Below are 21272 nucleotides of genomic sequence, written 5' to 3' on the forward strand. Positions count from 1 at the left end.
CGCCACCGCGGGTGGGTCAGCGCGCGCTGGCCTCGTGGACGAAGGCGACGAGGCGGCTGAGCGCGTCCGGGTCCATGGACGGCAGCACGCCGTGGCCGAGGTTGAAGATGTGGCCGCTGGTGCCGAGCGCCTGGGCGGCGTGCAGCACCTCGCGGGCCTTGGTCTCGACGACCTTGGTGGGCGCGAAGAGCACCGCCGGGTCGAGGTTGCCCTGCAGGCCCTTGCCGGGGCCGACCCGCTCGGCGGCGACGTTCAGCGGCACCCGCCAGTCGACGCCGACGATGTCCGCACCGGCCTGGCCCATCAGGCCGAGCAGCTCGCCGGTGCCGACGCCGAAGTGGATCTTCGGCACGCCGTACTCGGCGACGGCGTCGAAGACCTTGGTGCTGGCCGGCAGCACCGAACGGCGGTAGTCGTCCGGCGCGAGCGAGCCGACCCAGGAGTCGAACAGCTGGATCGCCGAGGCGCCCGCCTCGATCTGCACCTTCAGGAAGGCCGAGGTGATGTCGGCGAGCCGGTCCACCAGGGCGGCCCACAGCTCGGGCTGCCCGTACATCATGGCCTTGGTGTTCTCGTGGTTCTTGGACGGCCCGCCCTCGACCAGGTAGCTGGCCAGCGTGTACGGCGCGCCGGCGAAGCCGATCAGCGGGGTCTCGCCGAGCTCGTCCACCAGCAGGCCGATGGCCTCGGTGATGTAGGGGACGTCGTCCGGCTCCAGGGGGCGCAGCCGCTGCAGGTCCTCGAAGGTGCGGATCGGGTCGGCGATGACCGGGCCGACGCCGGCCTTGATGTCGACGTCGATGCCGACCGCCTTGAGCGGCACCACGATGTCGCTGAAGAAGATCGCCGCGTCCACCTTGTGCCGGCGCACCGGCTGCAGGGTGATCTCCTTGACCAGCTCGGGCCGCATGCAGGACTCCAGCATGGGGATGCCCTCGCGGACCTTCAGGTACTCGGGCAGCGAGCGGCCGGCCTGGCGCATGAACCAGACGGGCGTGTGTGGCACCGGCTCGTTCCGGCAGGCGCGCAGGAACGCGGAGTCGTACGCGGCGCCGCGGCGCGCGGGGGTGGTCCGGCCGTCGTTGCTGGCCGCCGTCGTGTCTGCCGTAGTCTCGCTCACGCGTCAAATCTTCGCACGCGTCCCGGGGGCCTCTTCCCGGCCGGTCTCGTCGGTTCCTCCAAGATCTGCCGGGGTTTGCCGTTCCGGCACGCCGCTGGGAGAGAAGTTGCGGCGATAACCCGTGCTTTCGACCTAGTCTTCGGGTCATGGCAGCGGTCGGAGGGCACCCCGCGCAGGGTGGCGGAGCAGGTGGCGGAACGGGTCGCGAGGGGGCGCCGAGCGAGTTCCGGGCTGCCGTGGCGGCCCTGGACGGGGCCCGGCTGCGGCCCGAGGTGCAGCTCTCCCCCGCGCCGGCGCCGCGCCGGCTCGCCCCGCACTCCTTCGCGGTGACCGCCGCGGTCGAGGTGGACGGCGAGGAACTGGCGGACGGCCGGCTGGTGCTGCTGTACGACCCGGCCGGGCAGGAGTCCTGGAACGGGGAGTTCCGGGTGGTCACGATGACCCGGGCCGAGCTGGAGCCGGAGATGGCCGGCGACCCGATGCTGTGCGAGGTCGGCTGGGCCTGGCTGCTCGACGCGCTGCAGGCGCACGGCGCCGGGTACGCGGAGCCGTCCGGCACGGTGACCAGGTGCGCGTCCCAGTACTTCGGCGGTCTGGCGGACCGCCCGTCGTCGACCGAGATCGAGATCCGGGCCTCCTGGACGCCGGCCGACGGCCGTTTCGAGCGGCACCTGGCGGCCTGGGCGGACCTGCTCTGCATCAGCGCCGGCCTGCCGCCGGCCGCGCCGACGCCGCAGGGGCCGCCGGAGGTGCCGTCACTCGGTGGAGTGGTCCCGATGCCCGCCCGGCGACGTCCCAGGTCGCACTGACGGGTGGTGTCGGGGCCCGGCGGCACCGGACGGCCGGACGCCACCCCCAGGGCTGACGGAGTGTGAACTCGGACCCGCTCTGCGTCAATAACGCGGTCGATACCGACTGGTTTGCATCGAATCTGATCGATTTTGTGCGAATACGAGGCATGTCGCATCAATCATTTGCGCGATTTGTCCGTATTGTTACTCACTAGATCGTGATCTTTCGCTAAAGCCGGGCACGGTAGCTGCCGAAGCAGACTGTGACCCTTTCCGAACGCGGAACACTCCGACCGCCCCCATCGGGGTTCCGTCCGCCACTCCCCGCAGGAGGCCTGGTGTCGGTCCTTCTTGAGCACCCCGCAAACGTGGTCGCCTACCGCCCGACCAAGCCCACCGCCATGGTGGTCATCGCCGATCCCCGCGTCCGAAACACCGTCACCCGTCACCTGTGGGCGCTCGGCGTCCGCGACGTGATCGAGGTGTCCTCGATCGCCGAGGCCCGCCCCCGGGTCTCCACCCCGCGCGACATCTGCGTCGCCGACGTCCACCTCCCGGACGGCTCCGGACTGACCATCCTCGCCGAGACCCGCGCCGCGGGCTGGCCCAACGGCCTGGCACTGTCCGCCGCCGACGACATCGGCGCGGTCCGCAGCGCACTGGCCGGCGGCGTCAAGGGCTATGTGGTCACCGGCACCCGGACGAACGTCGCGATGCCGGGCCGACCGGGTCTGCCGCTCGGCGCCGCCGGGCTGGCCGGCCGGATGCGCCGCCCGGGGATGCCGGGCATGCCGGGCGCCGCCGGAGCGCCGGGCGCCCCCGGAGCCCCCGGTGCGCCGGGCCCGCAGCAGGCCGCCTACCGCGAGCTGTCCGGCCGCGAGGTCGAGGTGCTGCGGCTGGTCGCCGAGGGTCAGTCGAACAAGGCGATCGGCGTGGCGATGGGCCTGTCGGCGCTCACCGTGAAGAGCCACCTCGCCCGGATCGCCCGCAAGCTGGGCACCGGCGACCGTGCCGGAATGGTCGCCGTCGCCCTGCGCACCGGGATCATTCACTGAGCCGAGCGCTCCGGACCGCCGCGGCGGCCGAGGAGGAACGTTTCCTCCTCGGCCGCCGCGCCGACGTCCACGGCCCGGCCGGAGCACGGCCCGGCCGGAACCGAAGCCGGGACGAGAACGGCCGGGCGACCCCGCGAGTGACGGTCTGACCAGTCCGACAACACTCCCGGTCCCGAGGACCGTCGTACCCTTGGTGGGTGACCGACGCCGTAGCAGCCATCCCAGAAGAAGCAGCCCCGGTCCCGCTCCTGGAGCCGAAGGAGGGGATCCCGCCCGTCGTGGCGGACGAGCAGGCGCTGGCCGCCACGGTCGCGGCCTTCGCCGCGGGCACCGGGCCGGTCGCCGTCGACGCCGAGCGCGCCTCCGGCTACCGCTACGGGCAGCGCGCCTACCTCATCCAGCTGCGCCGCGCGGGCTCCGGCTCCGCCCTGATCGACCCGATCGCCTGCCCCGACCTCAGCGCGCTCGACGCCGCCCTCGCGGACGCCGAATGGGTGGTGCACGCGGCCACCCAGGACCTGCCCTGTCTGGCCGAGGTCGGCATGAGACCCCGGCGGCTGTTCGACACCGAGCTGGCCGGGCGGATCGCCGGCTTCGCCCGGGTCGGCCTCGGGCCGATGACCGAGAACGTGCTGGGCCTGAGCCTGGCCAAGGAGCACTCGGCGGTCGACTGGTCGACCCGCCCGCTGCCCGAGCCGTGGCTGCGCTACGCCGCTCTGGACGTCGAGGTGCTGGTCGAGCTGCGCGACGCACTCGAACAGGAGCTGGACGCCCAGGGCAAGCTCGACTGGGCCCTGGAGGAGTTCGCCGCGATCGCCGCCGCGCCCCGCCCGGCGCCGCGCACCGACCCGTGGCGGCGCACCTCGCAGCTGCACAAGGTCCGTCGGCGCCGCCAGCTGGCCGTGGTGCGCGAGCTGTGGCTGGCCCGCGACCGGATGGCGCAGGAGCGCGACGTCTCCCCCGGCCGGGTGCTCTCGGACGCCGCGATCGTCAACGCCGCGCTGGCCATGCCGCTGAACGTCCCCGCACTGCAGGCCGTCCAGGGCTTCGGGCCGCGGGTGCACCGGCGCCAGCTGGAGCAGTGGCTGGCGGCCGTGCAGCGCGGCCGGGAGATCCCGGAGGGCCAGCTGCCGCCGGCCGCCGCACCGCACGACGGCCCCCCGCCGCCGCGGGCCTGGGCCGAGAAGGACCCGGTGGCCGCCGCCCGGCTCTCCGGCGCGCGCAGCGCGGTCAGCGAGCTCGCCGAACGGCACCACCTGCCGGCCGAGAACCTGATCACCCCGGACCTGGTCCGACGCGTCTCCTGGGAGCCCCCGGCCGACCGCGGCCCGGAGGGCGTGGCCGCCGCGCTGCGCCGACTGGGCGCCCGGCAGTGGCAGGTGGACCTGGTCGCGCCCGCGGTGGCCGCCGCGTTCGCCGCCGCTACCGCGGTCCAGGGCTGACCCCGACAGGACCTCGAAAGGGGATGTCGTCCGTACGGACGGCATCCCCTTCGTCGTGCCCGGGAACAGCTCTCCTGGTCGGACGTGTCGCGGGACACACGGGCAGATCCGTCCGAGAGGCCTGGGCAGGGTGGTTACCGACCGGTAGCATGACCGTGATGCGGCGCCGCTCGGGTCTTCGCCGGCGGCAGCCTGCCCACCTCAAATGTTGGTCCCTGGGAGGAGAGCCCCCGTGCCTCGTACCGCGAGGGACGTCGTCTTCGTCGATGGCGTCCGCACCCCGTTCGGCAAGGCCGGCCCGAAGGGCATCTACCACGAGACCCGCGCCGACGACCTCGTCGTCAAGTGCATCCGGGAGCTCGTGCGCCGTAACCCGAACCTGCCCGTCGAGCGCATCGACGAGGTCGCCGTGGCGGCCACCACGCAGATCGGCGACCAGGGTCTGACCATCGGGCGCACCGCCGCCCTGCTGGCAGGCCTGCCGAAGTCGGTCCCCGGCTACTCGATCGACCGCATGTGCGCCGGTGCGCTGACCGCCGTGACCGCCACCGCCGGCGGCATCGCCTTCGGCGCGTACGACGTGGTCGTGGCCGGCGGCGTCGAGCACATGGGCCGCCACCCGATGGGCGAGGGCGTCGACCCGAACCCGCGCTTCGTCTCCGAGAAGCTGGTCGACGAGTCCGCCCTGTTCATGGGCATGACCGCGGAGAACCTGCACGACCGCTTCCCGCACATCACCAAGGAGCGCTGCGACGCCTACGCCGTGCGCTCCCAGGAGAAGGCCGCCAAGGCGTACGCCAACGGCGACATCCAGCCCGACCTGGTGCCGATCTCGATCCGCAACACCAACCCCGAGGTCGGCGAGACCGGCTGGGGCCTGGCCACCGTGGACGAGCCGCTGCGCCCGGGCACCACGATGGAGTCGCTGGCGAACCTCAAGACCCCGTTCCGCCCGCACGGCAACATCACCGCGGGCAACTCGGCCGGTCTGAACGACGGTGCCACCGCCTCGCTGCTGGCCGCCGAGGACGTCGCCGAGGAGCTCGGCCTCCCGGTCAAGATGCGCCTGGTCTCCTACGCCTTCGCGGGCGTCGAGCCCGAGGTCATGGGCATCGGCCCGGTGCCGGCCACCGAGAAGGCGCTGGCCAAGGCCGGTCTGACCATCGACGACATCCAGGCGTTCGAGGTCAACGAGGCCTTCGCCGTCCAGGTGCTGGCCTTCCTGGACCACTACGGCATCGCGGACGACGACGAGCGGGTCAACCCGTTCGGCGGCGCGATCGCCTTCGGCCACCCGCTGGCCTCCTCGGGCGTGCGCCTGATGAACCAGCTGGCCCGCCGCTTCGAGCAGCGCCCGGACGTCCGCTACGGCCTCACCACGATGTGCATCGGCTTCGGCATGGGCGGCACCATCATCTGGGAGAACCCGCACTTCGAGGGTGGTAAGTGACCATGAGCACCACGACTGAGCTGCTCCAGCACGGCGCCGAGCTGTTCCCGGGCGAGGTCGTCACGACCGCCCACGTGCGCCACCTGGACCTGCCGCTGCAGGCCGGCAAGCTGGCCCTGATCACCCTGGACAACGGCTTCGACCACACCAAGCCGACCACCTTCGGCCCGGGCTCGCTGCTCAAGCTGTCCGTCGCGCTGGACCAGGTCGAGGCCGAGGCCGCCGAGGGCAAGATCGTCGGCGCCGCGATCACCGGCAAGCCGTTCATCTTCGCGGTCGGCGCCGACCTCAAGGGCGTCGAGCTGCTCAAGGAGCGCGCGGACGCGCTGGCCATCGGCAAGGGCGGCCACGAGGTCTTCAAGCGGATCGCCGCGCTGCCCGTCCCCACCTTCGCCTTCTACAACGGCGCGGCGATGGGCGGCGGCGTCGAGGTCGGCCTGCACGCCGACTACCGCACGGTGTCGGCCGGCGTCCCGGCCTTCTCGCTGCCCGAGGTCTTCCTGGGCCTCGTCCCCGGCTGGGGCGGCTGCACCATCCTGCCGAACCTGATCGGTGCGGGTAAGGCCGTCAAGGTCATCGTCGAGAACTCGATGAACCAGAACAAGCAGCTCAAGGGCAAGGACGTGTTCGAGCTGGGGATCGCCGACGCGATCTTCGAGCCGGCCGACTTCCTGGAGCAGTCGCTGCTGTGGGCCGCCAAGGTCCTCAAGGGCGACGTCGTCGTCGAGCGCGAGGCGATCGACCGCGGCAAGGCCTGGGACGACGCCGTCCTCTGGGGCCGCATGGTCGCCGACGGCAAGGTGCACGGCGCCGCGCCGGCCGCCTACAAGGCGCTGGACATCATCGCCGCCGTCAAGGACGCCGACCTCGCCGACAAGGGCAGCCTGCAGGGCGGCTTCGACGCCGAGGACGAGGCCCTGGCCGACCTCATCATGAGCGGCGAGCTGCGCAGCGGCATCTACGCCTTCAACCTGGTGCAGCGTCGGGCCAAGCGCCCGGTCGGCGCCCCGGACAAGTCGCTGGCCCGCCCGGTCTCCAAGGTCGGCGTCGTCGGCGCCGGCCTGATGGCCTCGCAGCTGGCGCTGCTGTTCGCCCGTCGTCTGGAGGTGCCGGTGGTCCTCACCGACATCGACCAGGCGCGCGTCGACAAGGGCGTCGGCTACGTCCACGCCGAGATCGACAAGCTGCTCGCCAAGGGCCGCATCGGCAAGGACAAGTCCAACCGCCTCAAGGGCCTGGTCACCGGCTCGCTCGACAAGGCCGTCGCCTTCGGCGACGCGGACTTCGTCATCGAGGCCGTGTTCGAGGAGATGGGCGTCAAGCAGACCGTCTTCGCGGACCTGGAGAACGTGGTCTCGCCGACCTGCGTGCTGGCGACCAACACCTCCTCCCTGTCGGTCACCGAGATGGCCTCGAAGCTGAAGCACCCCGAGCGGGTCGTCGGCTTCCACTTCTTCAACCCCGTCGCGATCCTGCCGTTGCTGGAGATCGTCCGCGGCGACAAGACCGACGACGCGTCGCTGGCCACCGCCTTCGCCGTGTCGAAGAAGCTGAAGAAGACCTCGGTGCTGTGCAAGGACGCCCCGGCGTTCGTGGTGAACCGGATCCTGACCCGCTTCATGGGCGAGATCCAGAACATCATCGACGAGGGCACCCCGATCGCCGACGTCGAGAAGGCCGTCGAGCCGCTCGGCCTGCCGATGTCCCCGATCGTGCTGCTGGAGCTGGTCGGCCCGGCCATCGCCCTGCACGTCTCGGAGACCCTGCACGGCGCCTTCCCGGAGCGGTTCACCGTCTCCGAGAACCTCGGCAAGGTCGTCAAGGCCGGCAAGCGCGGCTTCTACACCTGGACGGACGGCCAGCAGGTCCTCGACCCCGAGGTGCTGGAGCTGCTGACCTTCGGCGACTCGGTCCTCTCCGAGGAGCAGGTCCGCGCCCGCGCCCTGGAGGCCGTCGCGCAGGAGATCGGCCTGATGCTGGAGGAGGGTGTCGTCGCCGAGGCGCAGGACATCGACCTCTGCATGATCACCGGCGCCGGCTGGCCCTTCCACCTGGGCGGGATCACCCCGTACCTGGACCGTGAGGGCATCTCGGAGCGCGTGAACGGCAAGCCGTTCCTGGCCCCCGGCGTGGCCTCGGTGCCCGCGTAGGGCGTAGCCCGCCTGACGGAGGAGCCCCGGTGACCTGGTGGTCACCGGGGCTCCTCCGTGTGTGCGGGCCCTTCGGCGTGGCGCGGCGTGTGCGGGCCCTTCGGCACCGCGGGTACGGACGTCTCAGTGCTTGAGGCGGTAGACCACGGTGTCGGCGAAGACGCCGACCATCTCGTAGTGGGTGTCCAGCAGGTTCTCGATCCGGGGGACCATGACCGGCTGGTACGGGGCGATGCCGGAGTCGTCCACCACGACCTCGGGCAGGCCGTTGGCCAGCTCCTTGTCGAAGGTCTGCCAGGCGTTGGAGACGCTGAACTGCTCGCCGACGTTGGCGCTGCCGTCCTTGCCGCCGCTGTAGTTGGTGAGGAAGCCCGCCGTCAGGTAGCGGGAGGCGGGCTTGCGGTCGGCCAGCCAGTACAGCTCGGGGTGCATGCCCCAGACCAGCACGGTGTCCTTGGGGGTGGTCTGGGCGGCGACGGCGGTGGCGACCTCGGTGGTGCGGTCGAGCCGCTCCCCCGGCCAGGCCAGCGCCAGGCCCCAGAACACCGTGGCGGCGGCCGTGGTGTACGCCAGGACGGGCTTCCAGCGGATCGCCGACGTGGCGACCGCCCCGGTGCCCAGCAGCACCAGCGGCGGGATCAGCTGCAGGTAGTAGTGGCCGAAGAAGTGGAAACCGACGCTGACCGCGACGACCGAGGAGAGCAGCCAGACCCACAGGTCGGCGGTCGAGCCGTGCTCCTCGCCGGCCACCGGCAGCGGGCGGTGTCGGTACCTGAGCCAGAGCCGGCGCCCGACCGGCAGCAGGAAGCCCAGGCCGGCCCCGGCCAGGATGGCGGAGTTGCCGAGCGCGCGGCCGAGCATCTGCAGCCAGGCACCGCCGAAGGAGGCGTAGTCGCCGCTGCCGGTGACCACCCAGAACAGGAAGCCCTTGGGCTTGGTGAGGATCACCGCGACCAGCGCTATCGGCAGGGTGAAGCCGAAGCCGATCTTGAACAGGGCGGGCGGCCAGCGCACCCCGCGGCGGCGGGCGTCCTGGAAGAGCATCCAGAGCACCGGCAGCAGCACCGCGCCGCCGGTCTGCTTGGTCAGCGAGCAGAGCGCCACCGCGATGCCCGCGGCCAGCCAGCGGCGCCGCTCGGCGTACCGGAAGGCGGCCACCATGGCGGGCAGCATGAAGACCTCGAAGGTCGCCGCCTGCGTGTCCTCCGGGGAGAGCCCGATGGAGACCAGCAGGTAGAGCAGGCCCGCGCCGGCGCCGGCCCGGTTGCCCCAGCGGCCGCGGGCGATCGAGGCCAGCAGGATCGCGGTCACCAGGTGGGCGACCACGGCCAGGGTGCGCAGCGGCCAGAGCGAGGCGGAGCCGAAGACCGCGAAGCAGGCCTGGTAGAGCCAGGGCAGCAGCGGGGGCTTGCGGTCCACCACGGTGTCGTACAGCACCCCGCCGTCCGCCAGCATCCGGGCCTGAGTGGCCAGGAAGCCCTCGTCCGGGCTCCAGACGGGCCGGGCGAAGGACGGGATGTGGGTGAGCAGCGCAACCAGTGCGAGGACCGGCACCAGCCTGGTCCAGTACCCGTTCCGGAGATGGGTACGGACACGCTCGGGCAGGCGCTCGGCCAGTCCGGCGGGGCGGAGGCGGGTGGGGGTCGGCACGGTTGACAACCTACCGGGCGGGATCGGCGCCGGTGGCGCCGGTCCCGCCATTCCGTAGGATTGTCAGCTTGTTCCGTGACGAACTGTTACAGAGTTACGACGAACGGTCGTCAGCGGAACGGGTGACGCCCCCGTCGGCCCGCGTCGCTCAGGCGTCGACCGTCGCCGTGTCCAGGCGGGCGACCAGGGCCGTCACCTTCCGGGCGATGTCCGGGGCGTTCAGGCCGATCTCGGCCAGGATCTCGGCCCGGCTCGCGTGGTCCAGGAACTCCTGCGGGATGCCGAAGTCGCGGACCGGCAGGTCCACGTCCGCGTCCCGCAGCGCCTGCGCCACGGCGGCGCCGACGCCGCCCGTCCGGCCGTTGTCCTCGATCGTGACGACGACCCGGTGCTCGGCGGCCAGGCCGGGCAGGGCCCGGTCCACCGGCTTGACCCAGCGAGGGTCCACCACCGTGGCGGTGATGCCCTGGGCGGCCAGCAGGTCGGCGACCTCCAGGCTGGTCGGGGCCATCGCGCCGACCGAGACGATCAGCACGTCGGCGCGGTGGGCGCCGGAGGACTCCTCGGCGGCGCGCAGCACGTCCATGCCGCCGACCTTGCCGACCGCGGCGACGGCCGGGCCGACCGTGCCCTTGGAGTAGCGGACCACGGTCGGGGCGTCCTTGACCTCGACGGCCTCGCGCAGCAGCGCCCGCACCTGGTCGGCGTCGCGCGGGGCGGCCAGCCGCAGGGTCGGGATGATCTGCAGCATCGACATGTCCCACATGCCGTTGTGCGAGGCGCCGTCGTCACCGGTGACACCGGCCCGGTCCAGCACGAAGGTGACGCCCAGCTTGTGCAGGGCGACGTCCATCAGGACCTGGTCGAAGGCCCGGTTGAGGAAGGTCGCGTAGACCGCGAAGACCGGGTGCAGCCCGTTGGTGGCCAGGCCGGCCGCGCTGGTGACGGCGTGCTGCTCGGCGATGCCGACGTCGAAGATGCGGTCCGGGAAGGCCTCGGCGAACGGGGCCAGGCCGACCGGGTGCAGCATGGCCGCGGTGATCCCGACGATGTCCTCGCGCTCGTGGCCGAGCGCGACCATCTCCTCGGCGAAGACCGAGGTCCAGCTCTGCCCGCCGCCGCTCTGGATCGGCAGGCCGGTCTCCGGGTGGATCTTGCCGACCGCGTGGAAGCGGTCCTCGTCGTTGTTCTCGGCGGCGTGGTAGCCGCGGCCCTTCTCGGTGAGGCAGTGCACGATCACCGGGCCGCCGAAGCCGCGCGCCTTGGTCAGCGCGGACTCCAGGGCGGTCAGGTCGTGGCCGTCGATCGGGCCGATGTACTTGAGGCCGAGGTCCTCGAACATGCCCTGCGGGGCGATGAAGTCCTTGAGGCCCTTCTTGGCGCCGTGCAGCGTCTCGAACAGCTGCTGGCCGACCACCGGGGTGCGCTGCAGCGCGTCCTTGCCCCAGGACAGGAAGCGCTCGTAGCCCTGGGTGGTGCGCAGGGTGGCGAGGTGGTTGGCCAGACCGCCGATGGTCGGCGAGTAGGAGCGCTCGTTGTCGTTGACGACGATGACGACCGGGCGGTCCTTGGCGTCGGCGATGTTGTTGAGCGCCTCCCAGGCCATGCCGCCGGTGAGCGCGCCGTCGCCGATCACGGCGACCACCGGGTCGTTCTTGCCCAGCAGCTGGTTGGCCTTGGCCAGGCCGTCGGCGTACGAGAGCACGGTGGAGGCGTGCGAGTTCTCGATCACGTCGTGCTCGGACTCGGTGCGGGACGGGTAGCCGGACAGGCCGCCCTTCATCCGCAGCCGCGAGAAGTCCTGGCGGCCGGTGAGCAGCTTGTGGACGTAGCTCTGGTGACCGGTGTCGAAGAGGATGCGGTCGCGCGGCGAGTCGAAGACCCGGTGCAGCGCCATGGTGAGTTCCACCACGCCGAGGTTGGGGCCGAGGTGGCCGCCCGTCTTGGAGACCTCGGTCACCAGGAAGGTCCGGATCTCCTGGGCCAGTGCGGCCAGCTGTCCGGGCGTGAGCCGGTCGAGATCGCGCGGTCCCCGAATGCGGGTCAGCAGGGCCACCCGTTCCTCCTCGTTCAGTGTTCGCGGACCGCTGGCGGTCCGACGGGCGTCGCTGCCCGGTCCGGCGGCAGGCCGACGGTCGCGGCCGGTACCGACCGGTCGAGTCTAATGTCCGCTTGCCGGACACCGAGCGGCGCGCCCGGTGCCACCGTTCGGTTACCGCCATTCCGGGAGGTCGGCCGGGGGATGCGGGTCACGACAGGTTGACGGACTGGCGTTCGAACGCCTTTACAACGGACGACCGCCGCCGGGCTCGGATCCGACGGTGCTAGGCGCGGCCCAGCGCGCCGGACTCGCCCATCTCGCTCATCACCAGCGCCAGCGCGCCGAGCACCTCGGCGCGGCCGCCGAGGGTGCCGGGGACCACCGAGAGCTGCCGGGCGGCGCTGGGGATCGCGTAGCGGGCCACCGAGTCGCGGATCGGGGCGAGCACCAGCTCACCGGCCTCGGCGAGGTCGCCGCCGAGGATCACCCGGCGCGGGTTGAGCAGGTTGCACAGGGTCGCGACGCCGGTGCCGATCTGCCGGCCGGCGTCGGCGATCACCCGGCGGCAGCCGAGGTCGCCCTGGTGGGCCAGCTCGACCACCCGGGGCAGCGTGAGGTCCGGGCCGAGGGTGGAGCTGAGCAGGGAGAGCAGGTAGCGGGAGCCGACGAAGGTCTCCAGGCAGCCGCGGTTGCCGCAGCGGCACACCGGCCCGGCCTCGTCCAGCGTGATGTGCCCTATCTCACCCGCCGTACCGCCCGGGCCGCGGTAGATCTGGCCGTTGACGACCAGACCGGCGCCGACACCGCTGGCGATCTTGATGTACGCGAGGTCGCTCAGGCCGCGGCCGGCACCCCAGACCAGCTCGCCGAGCGCACCGAGGTTGGCGTCGTTGTCCACGTGCACCGGCATGCCGAGCCGCTCGCCCAGCTCCCGCCCCGGGGCGATGCCCGTCCAGCCGGGCAGGATCGCGGTGGAGCCCAGCGCGCCGGTCTCCACGTCGATCGGGCCGGGCACGCCGAGGCCGACGCCGATCACCTTGTCCGAACGGAACCCGGCCTGCGCCAGCAGCCGCTCGACCATCGCCTCGGCGCGGTCGAAACCCTGCTGGGCGGAGACGTCCACGTCGATCGGGGCGCTCTCCTCGGCCAGCACCCGGTGGGCGAGGTTGCCGACCGCGACCCGCAGGTGGGTGTGGCCGAAGTCGATGCCGACCACGATGCCGGCGTCGCCGCTGAGCGAGACGCTGCGGGCCCGGCGGCCGCCGGAGGAGGTGTCGGCGACCACGACGGTGCCGCTCTCCTTCAACTCCCGCACGATGTTGGACACGGTGGCCGCGGAGAGACCGGTGCCGCGGGCGATCTCGGCCTGGGTCAGCGAGCCGGCCATCCGCACCGCGCGCAGCACCCGCTCCAGGTTCGCCCGGTGCAGGGACGACTGCGAGCCCGGTGTGTCCGTCGACATGATCCACCCTCCCAGGGCGGGGACCCCTCCGCCGGGTGTCCCCTTCAACTCCTGAAGGGTACGGCCCGGGGGCGGGGGCGGGGATGTCGACGGTGAGGGTTCGCAGGCGGATCGGAGGTGGATCGGAGGTGGACCGGAGGTGGAGACGACCGGGCGGCGGGCGCCGGTCCGGGACCGGCGCAGCGGCGGGCGCGGCGAGGACGGCCGCCGGGGGCGGGTGAGCCGGACGGGTGATTCCGACGGGTGATGCCGACGGGTGACAGCGGCGGTGCGGTCGGCCCGGGAGCCGGGCGGGCGGGCCGCCGGGGTCACGCCGCGGTGTCGGGGGTGGGGGCCGGGTGATCGGGGGGTGAAGGTGTTGCACGGCCTGGACCTGCGGGGACGAGGTTCGACGGTCCTGGCAGCGGCCGAAATCCACACACCACTAGCATGGTGCCCAATTCTCACCCGTCCCACCGGAACCGCGGACGGTACCGGCAGGGGGCACTTCCAGACATGACGGGGAATCAGATGGCAGGGGATCACCCTACGCCGGGGGCAGGCGAAACTCCCGGCAACGGTCCGCAGGACAACCGGGGCGTCTCGTTCGGACGCCCGCCGGGCGGCGGGGTCGATCCGGCCGCCGTCGCGGACCAGATGACGCAGCTCGACGGCTCGGCCGTCCCGGGCCAGGCCGCCCCCGCCGGGCCGCCGCCCGCGCAGCCGCCGGCACCGCCCGCCCAACCGCCCGTCGGCGGCGCCGACTACGCGGCGTACGCGCCGACCGCGGCCGGCGGCTTCCCCGCGCAGGCCCCGCCGCCCCCGCCCGGCGCCCCGGTCGGCCCGTACGACCCCGTCCCCGGTGGCCCGTACGGCGCCCCCGACGCCGGGCAGGGCTACAACAACACCGGCGGCTACAACTTCCCGCAGCAGCAGCCCGGGTACAGCTACCCCGGTGCGCCGGCCGCGCCCAAGCAGCGCAACCCCGTGATGCTGTGGGGCGGGATCATCGGCGGCGTGCTGGCGATCTCGATCGTGGTCGCCCTGGTCGTCCTGCTCAAGGACGACCCCAAGCCCACGCCGGGCCCGGACCCCGTCTCCACCGGCAGCACCAGCGACGGCGGCACCTCCGGGGACACCACCCCCGGCCCCGTCACCAAGGGCGCCACCTTCAACGTCGCCTGGACCGCCCCCAAGGGCGCCGCCGGCGACGCCTCGAACCAGATGCTCGGCGTCTGGGGCACCGACAAGCTCGCCGTCCGCGTCGACAGCAACGGCATCAAGGCCTACAACCTGACCGACGGCAAGGAGGCCTGGACCATCCCGGTCCCCTCCGGCGTCAAGGAGCTGTGCACCGCCTCGTACGGCGCCAACTCCAAGGGCGTCGCCGCGATCTCCTTCAACACCGGTGACAGCGACTGCTCCACCGTCGGCGCCGTCGACCTCAACCAGGGCAAGCTGCTCTGGAGCGCCAAGGTCTCGGCCGACCGGATGTCCTCGCCGACCCTGAGCGTCACCGACAACGTCGTCGCCATCGGCGGCAACATGGTCGGCGCGCTGAACATCGCCACCGGCCAGCCCGCCTGGCAGTACCAGCCCCGCGACAAGGACTGCAGCGTGCGCGGCCGCGCGGCCGGCGTCCAGATCGCCGTCAGCGACCGCTGCTACGGCGGCAGCGGTCCCAAGTCGCAGCTGGTCATCGTCAACGCCGAGACGGGCAAGGCGGCCAGCACGCCGATCACCCTGACCGGCCAGATCGAGCAGGTCGACCAGGTCGTCTCGGACAAGCCGCTCGTCCTGCTGATGTCCAGCGGCCCGCAGGGCGACTACGTCCTGCCGTTCGACAAGGACAACAAGCCGGGCAACCAGATGTCCGTCAAGGAAGCCGGTTCGGACAGCCTGCGCCTGTCCGGCCAGGACGAGGCCCTCACCCGGAACGTGGTCAGCGGCTCCACCCTGTACGTCCAGGTCAGCAGCACCAAGCCGGGCATCAACGCCTACGACCTGAACACCGGCAAGCGCCTGTGGGCGGCCACCACCTCCTCGACCAGCAACGACATCCGCCTGGTCTCGGGCACCGACAAGGACGGGAAGGTCCGCGCCGTCGTCGAGCAGGGCTACGACAAGCCGGCCCGTCTGGTGACGCTCTCGCCGACCGACGGCTCGATGACCGACATCGGCACCATCGCCATGTCGAACGGCCTGGACATCGGCAGCAGCACCTCCGAGTACGTCATCTCCGACGACGGCAGCGCGGTGTACGCCTTCCGTCGCTACAGCTCCACCGACGGTCCGCTGACCAAGTGGAAGAAGTGACGCCGGGGGCATGACCCTCCGTCGGGGCCGAGGGCCACGACGACACACGGGCGGGGCGGGTACGGGCGAACAGCCGGTACCCGCCCCGCCCGTGAATTTTCGGCGGACCCATGCGTTGGACATGCGAGGATTCGGAACATCCGCCTGACAAAGGAGTGCAGCGAGTGCCCGGCACAAACCTGACCCGCGAGGAGGCCCGCACCCGGGCCGATCTCCTCCGCGTGGACGCGTACGACATCGAGCTCGACCTGGGCTCGGCCCGCGAGGGAGGCACCTTCCGGTCCACCACCGTGGTCCGGTTCACCGCCACCACGCCCGGCGCGGACACCTTCATCGACCTCGTCGCCCCGAGCGTCGAGGAGATCACCCTCAACGGGGCGTCGCTCGACCCGGCGAGCTTCGCCGACAGCCGCGTCCCGCTGCCGAACCTGGCCGCCGAGAACGAGCTGCGGATCGTCGCCGACTGCGCGTACACCAACACCGGTGAGGGTCTGCACCGGTTCGTCGACCCGGTCGACGGCGAGACCTACCTGTACACCCAGTTCGAGGTGCCGGACGCCCGCCGGGTCTTCGCCACCTTCGAACAGCCCGACCTGAAGGCCGCGTTCAGGTTCACCGTGACCGCGCCCAAGGGCTGGGTCGTGGTCTCCAACTCGCCGACCCCGACCCCCGTCGGCGACGGCGACACCCAGGTCTGGGAGTTCGAGCCCACCGGCCGGATCTCCAGCTACATCACCGCGCTGATCGCCGGCCCGTACGTCGGCGTCTTCGACAGCTACGAGAAGGGCGAGCAGAAGGTGCCGCTGGGCGTCTACTGCCGGCCCTCGCTGCGGGAGTTCCTGGACCCGGAGGCCATCTTCGAGGTCACCAAGCAGGGCTTCGACTACTTCCAGGAGAAGTTCGACTTCCCGTACCCGTTCGCGAAGTACGACCAGCTGTTCGTCCCGGAGTTCAACGCCGGCGCGATGGAGAACGCGGGCGCCGTCACCCTGCGCGACCAGTACGTGTTCCGCTCCAAGGTCACCGACGCCGCGTACGAGGCCCGCGCCGCGACGATCCTGCACGAGCTCGCCCACATGTGGTTCGGCGACCTCGTCACCATGGAGTGGTGGAACGACCTCTGGCTGAACGAGTCCTTCGCCACCTTCGCCGAGGCCGTCTGCCAGGCCGAGGCCCCCGGCTCCAAGTGGCCGCAGTCGTGGACCACCTTCGCCAACCAGATGAAGACCTGGGCGTACCGGCAGGACCAGCTGCCGTCCACCCACCCGATCATGGCCGAGATCAACGACCTGGAGGACGTCCAGGTCAACTTCGACGGCATCACCTACGCCAAGGGCGCCTCGGTGCTCAAGCAGCTGGTGGCCTACGTCGGCCAGGACGCCTTCTTCCAGGGCGTGCAGGCCTACTTCAAGCGTCACGCCTGGGGCAACACCCGGCTCAGCGACCTGCTCGGCGCCCTGGAGGAGGCCAGCGGCCGCGACCTCAAGGCCTGGTCCAAGTCCTGGCTGGAGACCGCCGGCATCAACGTGCTGCGGCCCGCAATCACGCTGAACACCGACGGCGAGATCGAGTCCTTCGCCGTGCTGCAGGAGGCCCCCGCGCTGCCCGCCGGCGCCAAGGGCGAGGCCGTGCTGCGGCCGCACCGCATCGCGATCGGCCTCTACGAGCTGAACGGCGACGCGCTGGTGCGCACCGACCGGATCGAGCTGGACGTCGACGGCCCGCGCACCGAGGTGCCGGAGCTGGTCGGGCGTCACCGTCCGGCCGTCGTGCTGCTGAACGACGACGACCTGTCGTACGCCAAGATCCGGCTCGACGAGGACTCGATGGCCGTCGTCACCGAGCACCTCGGCGGCTTCACCGAGTCGCTCCCCCGCGCGCTGTGCTGGGCCTCCGCCTGGGACATGACCCGCGACGGCGAACTCGCCGCCCGCGACTACCTGTCGCTCGCGCTCTCCGGCATCGGCCGCGAGTCCGACATCGGCGTCGTGCAGTCCGTGCAGCGCCAGGTCAAGCTCGCCCTCGACGCGTACGCCGACCCGGACTGGCGCGAGGAGGGCCTCTCCCGCTGGGCCGCCGCCGCCGAGGAGCACCTGCGCGCCGCCGAGCCCGGCAGCGACCACCAGCTGGCCTGGGCCCGCGCCCTCGCCTCGGTCGCCCGCACGGACGGTCAGCTCGGACTGCTCGCCGGTCTGCTGGACGGCTCGGTCGAGATCAAGGGCCTCGCGGTGGACACCGAGCTGCGCTGGACGCTGCTCGGCCGCCTCGCGGCCACGGGCCGGGCGGACGAGGCCGCGATCGCGGCCGAGCTGGAGCGGGACAACACCGCGGCCGGCCAGGAGCACGCGGCCACCTGCCGCGCCGCCCGGCCGACCGCCGAGGCCAAGGCGGAGGCCTGGGCGTCGGTGGTGGAGTCCGACACGCTGACCAACTACGTCCAGGAGGCCGTCATCGCCGGCTTCCAGCAGTCCGACCAGCGCGAGCTGCTCGCGCCGTACGCGGAGAAGTACTTCGCGGCGGTCAAGGGCATCTGGGAGACCCGCAGCCACGAGATCTCGCAGCAGATCATCGTCGGGCTGTACCCGGGGCTGCAGGTGACGACCGGGACGCTGGAGGCCACCGACGCCTGGCTGGCCTCGGCCGAGCCGGCCCCGGCCCTGCGGCGCCAGGTCGTCGAGTCGCGGGCCGGGATCGAGCGCGCGCTCAAGGCCCAGGCGGCCGACCGTGCGGCGGGCGCTCGCTGACGAGGCGCGGACAACCCGAAGGGGCGCCGGACGGGATCGTCCGGCGCCCCTTCGGGGTTGTGCGGGTCCGGGTGGACTCCGTGCGCGGGGTGGTTACTTCTTCTTGGTCTTGCCGTAGGGCAGGCCGGCCAGGGCGGCGATCACCACGAAGAGAACGATCGGGAGAAACACGTACAGGCCGAGGGTCTGGCCGAGGCTCAGGCCGGTACCGGGGTCATCGCCGTCGTCCCTGGTGTAGGCCATGGCGGGCGACGACAGCAGCATCATCAGCGTGACCGTTGCGGAGACCGCGCCGGCTCGCAAAGCGTTCCTCTTGTCCACGTTTCCAACTTACCCGCCGCTTATGGGAGGGCGCGCGTCGGGGTCGGCCTGGTGGGTCGGGGGGCGTGCGCCGGGTGGTGACGGCGGGCCCGGGCGGGGCCGGCGGGGCCGGACGGGGACCTGTGCGGCCGGGACAGGCGGGGACCTGTGAGACCGGGGTGGGGCTGGTACGGCCGGGGCCGGGAGGGGTGGCCGCACGCGGCGGGGGTGCCGCGTGCGGCGCGGGGCCGTCGGGTCAACGGGGCAGGGCGAGCAGGTGGGCCAGGACGCGGGCGGCGGGGGTGGTGGCGAGGCGGTCGAGGGTGACCGGGGCGCCGGAGCCGTCGGCGACCGGGAGGCGCCAGTTCGGGTACTGGTCCCAAGTGCCCGGCAGGTTCTGCGGGCGCGGGTCCCCGATCAGGTCCGGCAGCCAGACGCCGACCAGCTCCGCCGGGGTCGCCCGCAGGAAGCGGTACAGCGCGGGCATCGACAGCGGCTCGTCCGGGGTGAGCAGCCCCTGGGCGGCCAGCGCGGCCCGCCAGTCCGCCAGCTCCCCGGCCGCCTCCTCCTGCTCCTCGCCCAGCGGGCGGGCCAGCAGGCCGAGCCGGTGGCGCAGCTCGACGTGCTCCCCGGAGAGCCGGGCGGCGGTGCTCGGCAGGTCGTGGGTGGTCAGGGTGGCCAGGCAGCCAGGCCGCCAGCGGTCCGGGGCCAGGATGCCGCCACCGGCCTGCCAGTCCCGTTCGAACCAGAGCACGGAGGTGCCGAGCACCCCGCGCGCCGCCAGCTCCTCCCGGACGCCCGGCTCCACCGTGCCGAGGTCCTCGCCGATCACCGCCGTCCCGGCCCGGTGCGCTTCCAGGGCCAGCACGCCGAGCATCGCCTCGGCGTCGTAGCGGACGTACGCGCCCTCGGTGGGCGGGTGCCCGGCCGGCACCCACCAGAGCCGGAACAGGCCCATGACGTGGTCGATGCGCAGGGCCCCCGCGTGCCGGGCGGCCGCCCGCAGCAGGTCCGCGTACGGGGCGTAGCCGGCCTCGGCGAGGGCGTCCGGACGCCAGGGCGGCAGGCCCCAGTCCTGGCCGTGGGCGTTGAAGGCGTCCGGCGGGGCGCCGACCGAGATGCCGCCGGCCAGGACGTCCTGCAGGGCCCAGGCGTCGGCGCCGTCCGGGTGGACGCCGACGGCGAGGTCGAGGATCAGGCCGACCGGCATGCCGGCCTCGCGGGCGGCGCGCTGGGCGTGGCCGAGCTGCTGGTCGACCTGCCAGGCGAGCCAGTGGTGGAACTCGACCCGGTCCCGGAGCTCCTTGCCGGCCTGCTCGACGTGTGGGCCGTCCGGGTGACGCAGGCCCTTCGGCCAGTGGTGCCAGTCGGCGCCGTGCACCTCGGCCAGGGCGTTCCACAGGGCGTGCCGGCGCAGCCACTCGCCCTCCCGGCGCCGGAACGCCTCGTACGCGGCCTGCCGGCCGGGCCCGCGCGGCACCTCGTGCAGCAGTTCCAGGGCCTCGCGCTTGAGCGCCCAGACGGCGTCGCGGTCGATCAGGCCGTCGTGGCCGAGGACCTCGTCGCGCAGGCGGGCCGCCCGGTGGGTCAGCTCCTCGGCCCGGGCGCGCTGCTCGCCGTCGAGGTACGGGTACTCGGGGACGGCCTCGATCCGCAGGTGGACCGGGTCGGCGAAGCGGCGGGAGGAGGGGCGGTACGGGGACGGGTCGGAGGGGGTGGCGGGGAGCCCCGCGTGCAGCGGGTTGATCTGCACGAAGCCCGCGCCCAGGTCGGCACCCGCCCACTGGGCCAGTTCGGCGAGGTCGCCGAGGTCGCCCATGCCCCAGGAGCGGTCGGAGAGGACGGAGTACAGCTGGGCGAGGAACCCCCAGCTGCGGCCGGGCAGTCGGGGGACCTCCTGCGGGGCCACGATCAGCGCCGCTTCGGCCTTCGCACCGTTGGACTCCGCCTTGAGGGTGTGCCGCCCGAGGGGCAGGTCGGCGGGCAGCCAGTGCGAGTGCCCGCACGGCAGCTCCCAACTCCCGCCGTCCTCCAGCTCCACGTGCAGCCGGGCGTCCGCGGGGACGTCCAGGGCGGTGCGCCGGCCCTGCCGGACCACCACGGTGGGCGGCAGCAACCGGGCGCGCTGCTCGGTCCGGTGACGCTCCAGCGCCTCCCGCACCTCCTCCGACGTCCCGGCCGCCACCCCCAGTGCGGCCAGCACGGCGACCAGGGTCCGCGCCCCCACCGCCCGTCCGCCCGGCCCCGGGTGCCGGGTGTCCACCCCGTACGCCTGCGCCAGCGCGACCAGTTCGGCGGGCGGTGGCGGGGCGTCCTGCGCCGGTACCTGCTCGGCTCCGTCACTGTCGTGGTAAGCGGCCACTCGCGGCTCCTGCGATGTCTCGGCAACGCCCGGTCGGGACTCCCCAAGTCCTACCCGGGTAACCGCCCGGCGACGCTGCGCGACACGGCGGATCGGGCGGTCCGGCACGGCGGGGCCGGTGACCGTCGGCGACGGACCGTCTCCGGGCCGCCCCGCCTCCCCGTCCACTTCCCGTTCCACCGGCCGCGGCTGACGCATCGCCGCAGCTCACGGCGCCGGTCCGGGAACGCCGGGGCCGGATCGGCGGGGCGGGCCCCGGGGGGCTTCCGGGGCGGCTTCGGACAGGATTGGAGGAGGGTTCGAGGAGAGTTCGGGGAGAGGCTCTGGAGGGCCCCGCGAGGGGATGAATCGGGGCAAGATCGGCATAGCCGTCGACGGCGTTGACACCGGGTTGGGTACCTGGTGGGGTT

13 protein-coding genes are annotated in these 21272 nt (G+C 72.7%); 7 read left to right on the forward strand and 6 right to left on the reverse strand.

Annotation, left to right across the window (positions count from 1 at the left end; all coding sequences use genetic code 11):
- Window positions 1-16: 16 nt before the first annotated feature.
- Entirely contained in the window at window positions 17-1120 is a 1104-nt protein-coding gene (gene hemE, locus ABT048_RS13045) for a uroporphyrinogen decarboxylase (protein WP_402803987.1), read from the reverse strand.
- 146 nt (window positions 1121-1266) lie between these two features.
- Between hemE and ABT048_RS13050 the strand changes: the two genes are divergently transcribed.
- The 5 genes from ABT048_RS13050 (at window position 1267) to ABT048_RS13070 (ending at window position 8008) form a co-directional block, all read left to right on the forward strand.
- Window positions 1267-1929 (forward strand): DUF3000 domain-containing protein, encoded by a 663-nt coding sequence (locus tag ABT048_RS13050; protein ID WP_350521423.1) that lies wholly within the window; start codon window positions 1267-1269, stop codon window positions 1927-1929.
- Between the two features lie 320 nt (window positions 1930-2249).
- Complete coding sequence (locus ABT048_RS13055; protein WP_030288221.1) at window positions 2250-2966, forward strand: response regulator transcription factor; 717 nt, start codon at window positions 2250-2252, stop codon at window positions 2964-2966.
- A gap of 197 nt (window positions 2967-3163) precedes the next feature.
- Window positions 3164-4408 (forward strand): HRDC domain-containing protein, encoded by a 1245-nt coding sequence (locus tag ABT048_RS13060; RefSeq protein WP_350521424.1) that lies wholly within the window; start codon window positions 3164-3166, stop codon window positions 4406-4408.
- Between the two features lie 232 nt (window positions 4409-4640).
- Window positions 4641-5858, forward strand: a complete 1218-nt coding sequence (locus ABT048_RS13065) for a thiolase family protein (RefSeq protein ID WP_350521425.1) — start codon at window positions 4641-4643, stop codon at window positions 5856-5858.
- 2 nt (window positions 5859-5860) lie between these two features.
- Window positions 5861-8008 (forward strand): 3-hydroxyacyl-CoA dehydrogenase NAD-binding domain-containing protein, encoded by a 2148-nt coding sequence (locus ABT048_RS13070; RefSeq protein WP_350521426.1) that lies wholly within the window; start codon window positions 5861-5863, stop codon window positions 8006-8008.
- 123 nt (window positions 8009-8131) lie between these two features.
- Here the strand turns inward: ABT048_RS13070 and ABT048_RS13075 are convergent, their stop codons facing one another.
- The 3 genes from ABT048_RS13075 to ABT048_RS13085 form a co-directional block, all read right to left on the reverse strand.
- Window positions 8132-9658, reverse strand: coding sequence for an ArnT family glycosyltransferase (locus tag ABT048_RS13075; RefSeq protein WP_350521427.1), 1527 nt, complete (start codon window positions 9656-9658; stop codon window positions 8132-8134).
- A gap of 148 nt (window positions 9659-9806) precedes the next feature.
- On the reverse strand, window positions 9807-11714 hold the full coding sequence (dxs, locus tag ABT048_RS13080; RefSeq protein ID WP_350521428.1) for a 1-deoxy-D-xylulose-5-phosphate synthase: 1908 nt from the start codon (window positions 11712-11714) through the stop codon (window positions 9807-9809).
- 268 nt (window positions 11715-11982) lie between these two features.
- Window positions 11983-13161 carry an ROK family transcriptional regulator gene (locus ABT048_RS13085; RefSeq protein ID WP_350521429.1) on the reverse strand — a complete coding sequence of 393 codons (1179 nt, stop codon included), beginning with the start codon at window positions 13159-13161 and terminating at the stop codon, window positions 11983-11985.
- A gap of 636 nt (window positions 13162-13797) precedes the next feature.
- Between ABT048_RS13085 and ABT048_RS13090 the strand changes: the two genes are divergently transcribed.
- Together ABT048_RS13090 and pepN are read left to right on the forward strand one after the other, a co-directional pair.
- On the forward strand, window positions 13798-15456 hold the full coding sequence (locus ABT048_RS13090) for an outer membrane protein assembly factor BamB family protein (protein ID WP_350521430.1): 1659 nt from the start codon (window positions 13798-13800) through the stop codon (window positions 15454-15456).
- 164 nt (window positions 15457-15620) lie between these two features.
- The gene (pepN, locus tag ABT048_RS13095; protein WP_350521431.1) at window positions 15621-18200 is read left to right on the forward strand and encodes an aminopeptidase N; all 2580 of its coding nucleotides are present in this window, start codon (window positions 15621-15623) and stop codon (window positions 18198-18200) included.
- 93 nt (window positions 18201-18293) lie between these two features.
- Here pepN and ABT048_RS13100 read toward each other — a convergent pair whose 3' ends face one another.
- Complete coding sequence (locus tag ABT048_RS13100; RefSeq protein ID WP_350521432.1) at window positions 18294-18521, reverse strand: hypothetical protein; 228 nt, start codon at window positions 18519-18521, stop codon at window positions 18294-18296.
- Window positions 18522-18756: 235 nt separating this feature from the next.
- Window positions 18757-20862 carry a 4-alpha-glucanotransferase gene (gene malQ, locus ABT048_RS13105; protein WP_402803974.1) on the reverse strand — a complete coding sequence of 702 codons (2106 nt, stop codon included), beginning with the start codon at window positions 20860-20862 and terminating at the stop codon, window positions 18757-18759.
- Window positions 20863-21272: the final 410 nt, after the last annotated feature.

Origin of the sequence: Kitasatospora sp. NPDC096140, from assembly GCF_040303045.1 — a bacterium.
GTDB lineage: Bacteria > Actinomycetota > Actinomycetes > Streptomycetales > Streptomycetaceae > Kitasatospora.

Bases quoted from the DNA above. Each gene is read 5' to 3' on its own strand.
- ABT048_RS13050 (WP_350521423.1), top strand. From the start codon at position 1,267: ATGGCAGCGGTCGGAGGGCACCCCGCGCAGGGTGGCGGAGCAGGTGGC.
- ABT048_RS13070 (WP_350521426.1), top strand. From the start codon at position 5,861: ATGAGCACCACGACTGAGCTGCTCCAGCACGGCGCCGAGCTGTTCCCG.
- ABT048_RS13085 (WP_350521429.1), bottom strand. From the start codon at position 13,161: ATGTCGACGGACACACCGGGCTCGCAGTCGTCCCTGCACCGGGCGAAC.
- ABT048_RS13090 (WP_350521430.1), top strand. From the start codon at position 13,798: ATGACGCAGCTCGACGGCTCGGCCGTCCCGGGCCAGGCCGCCCCCGCC.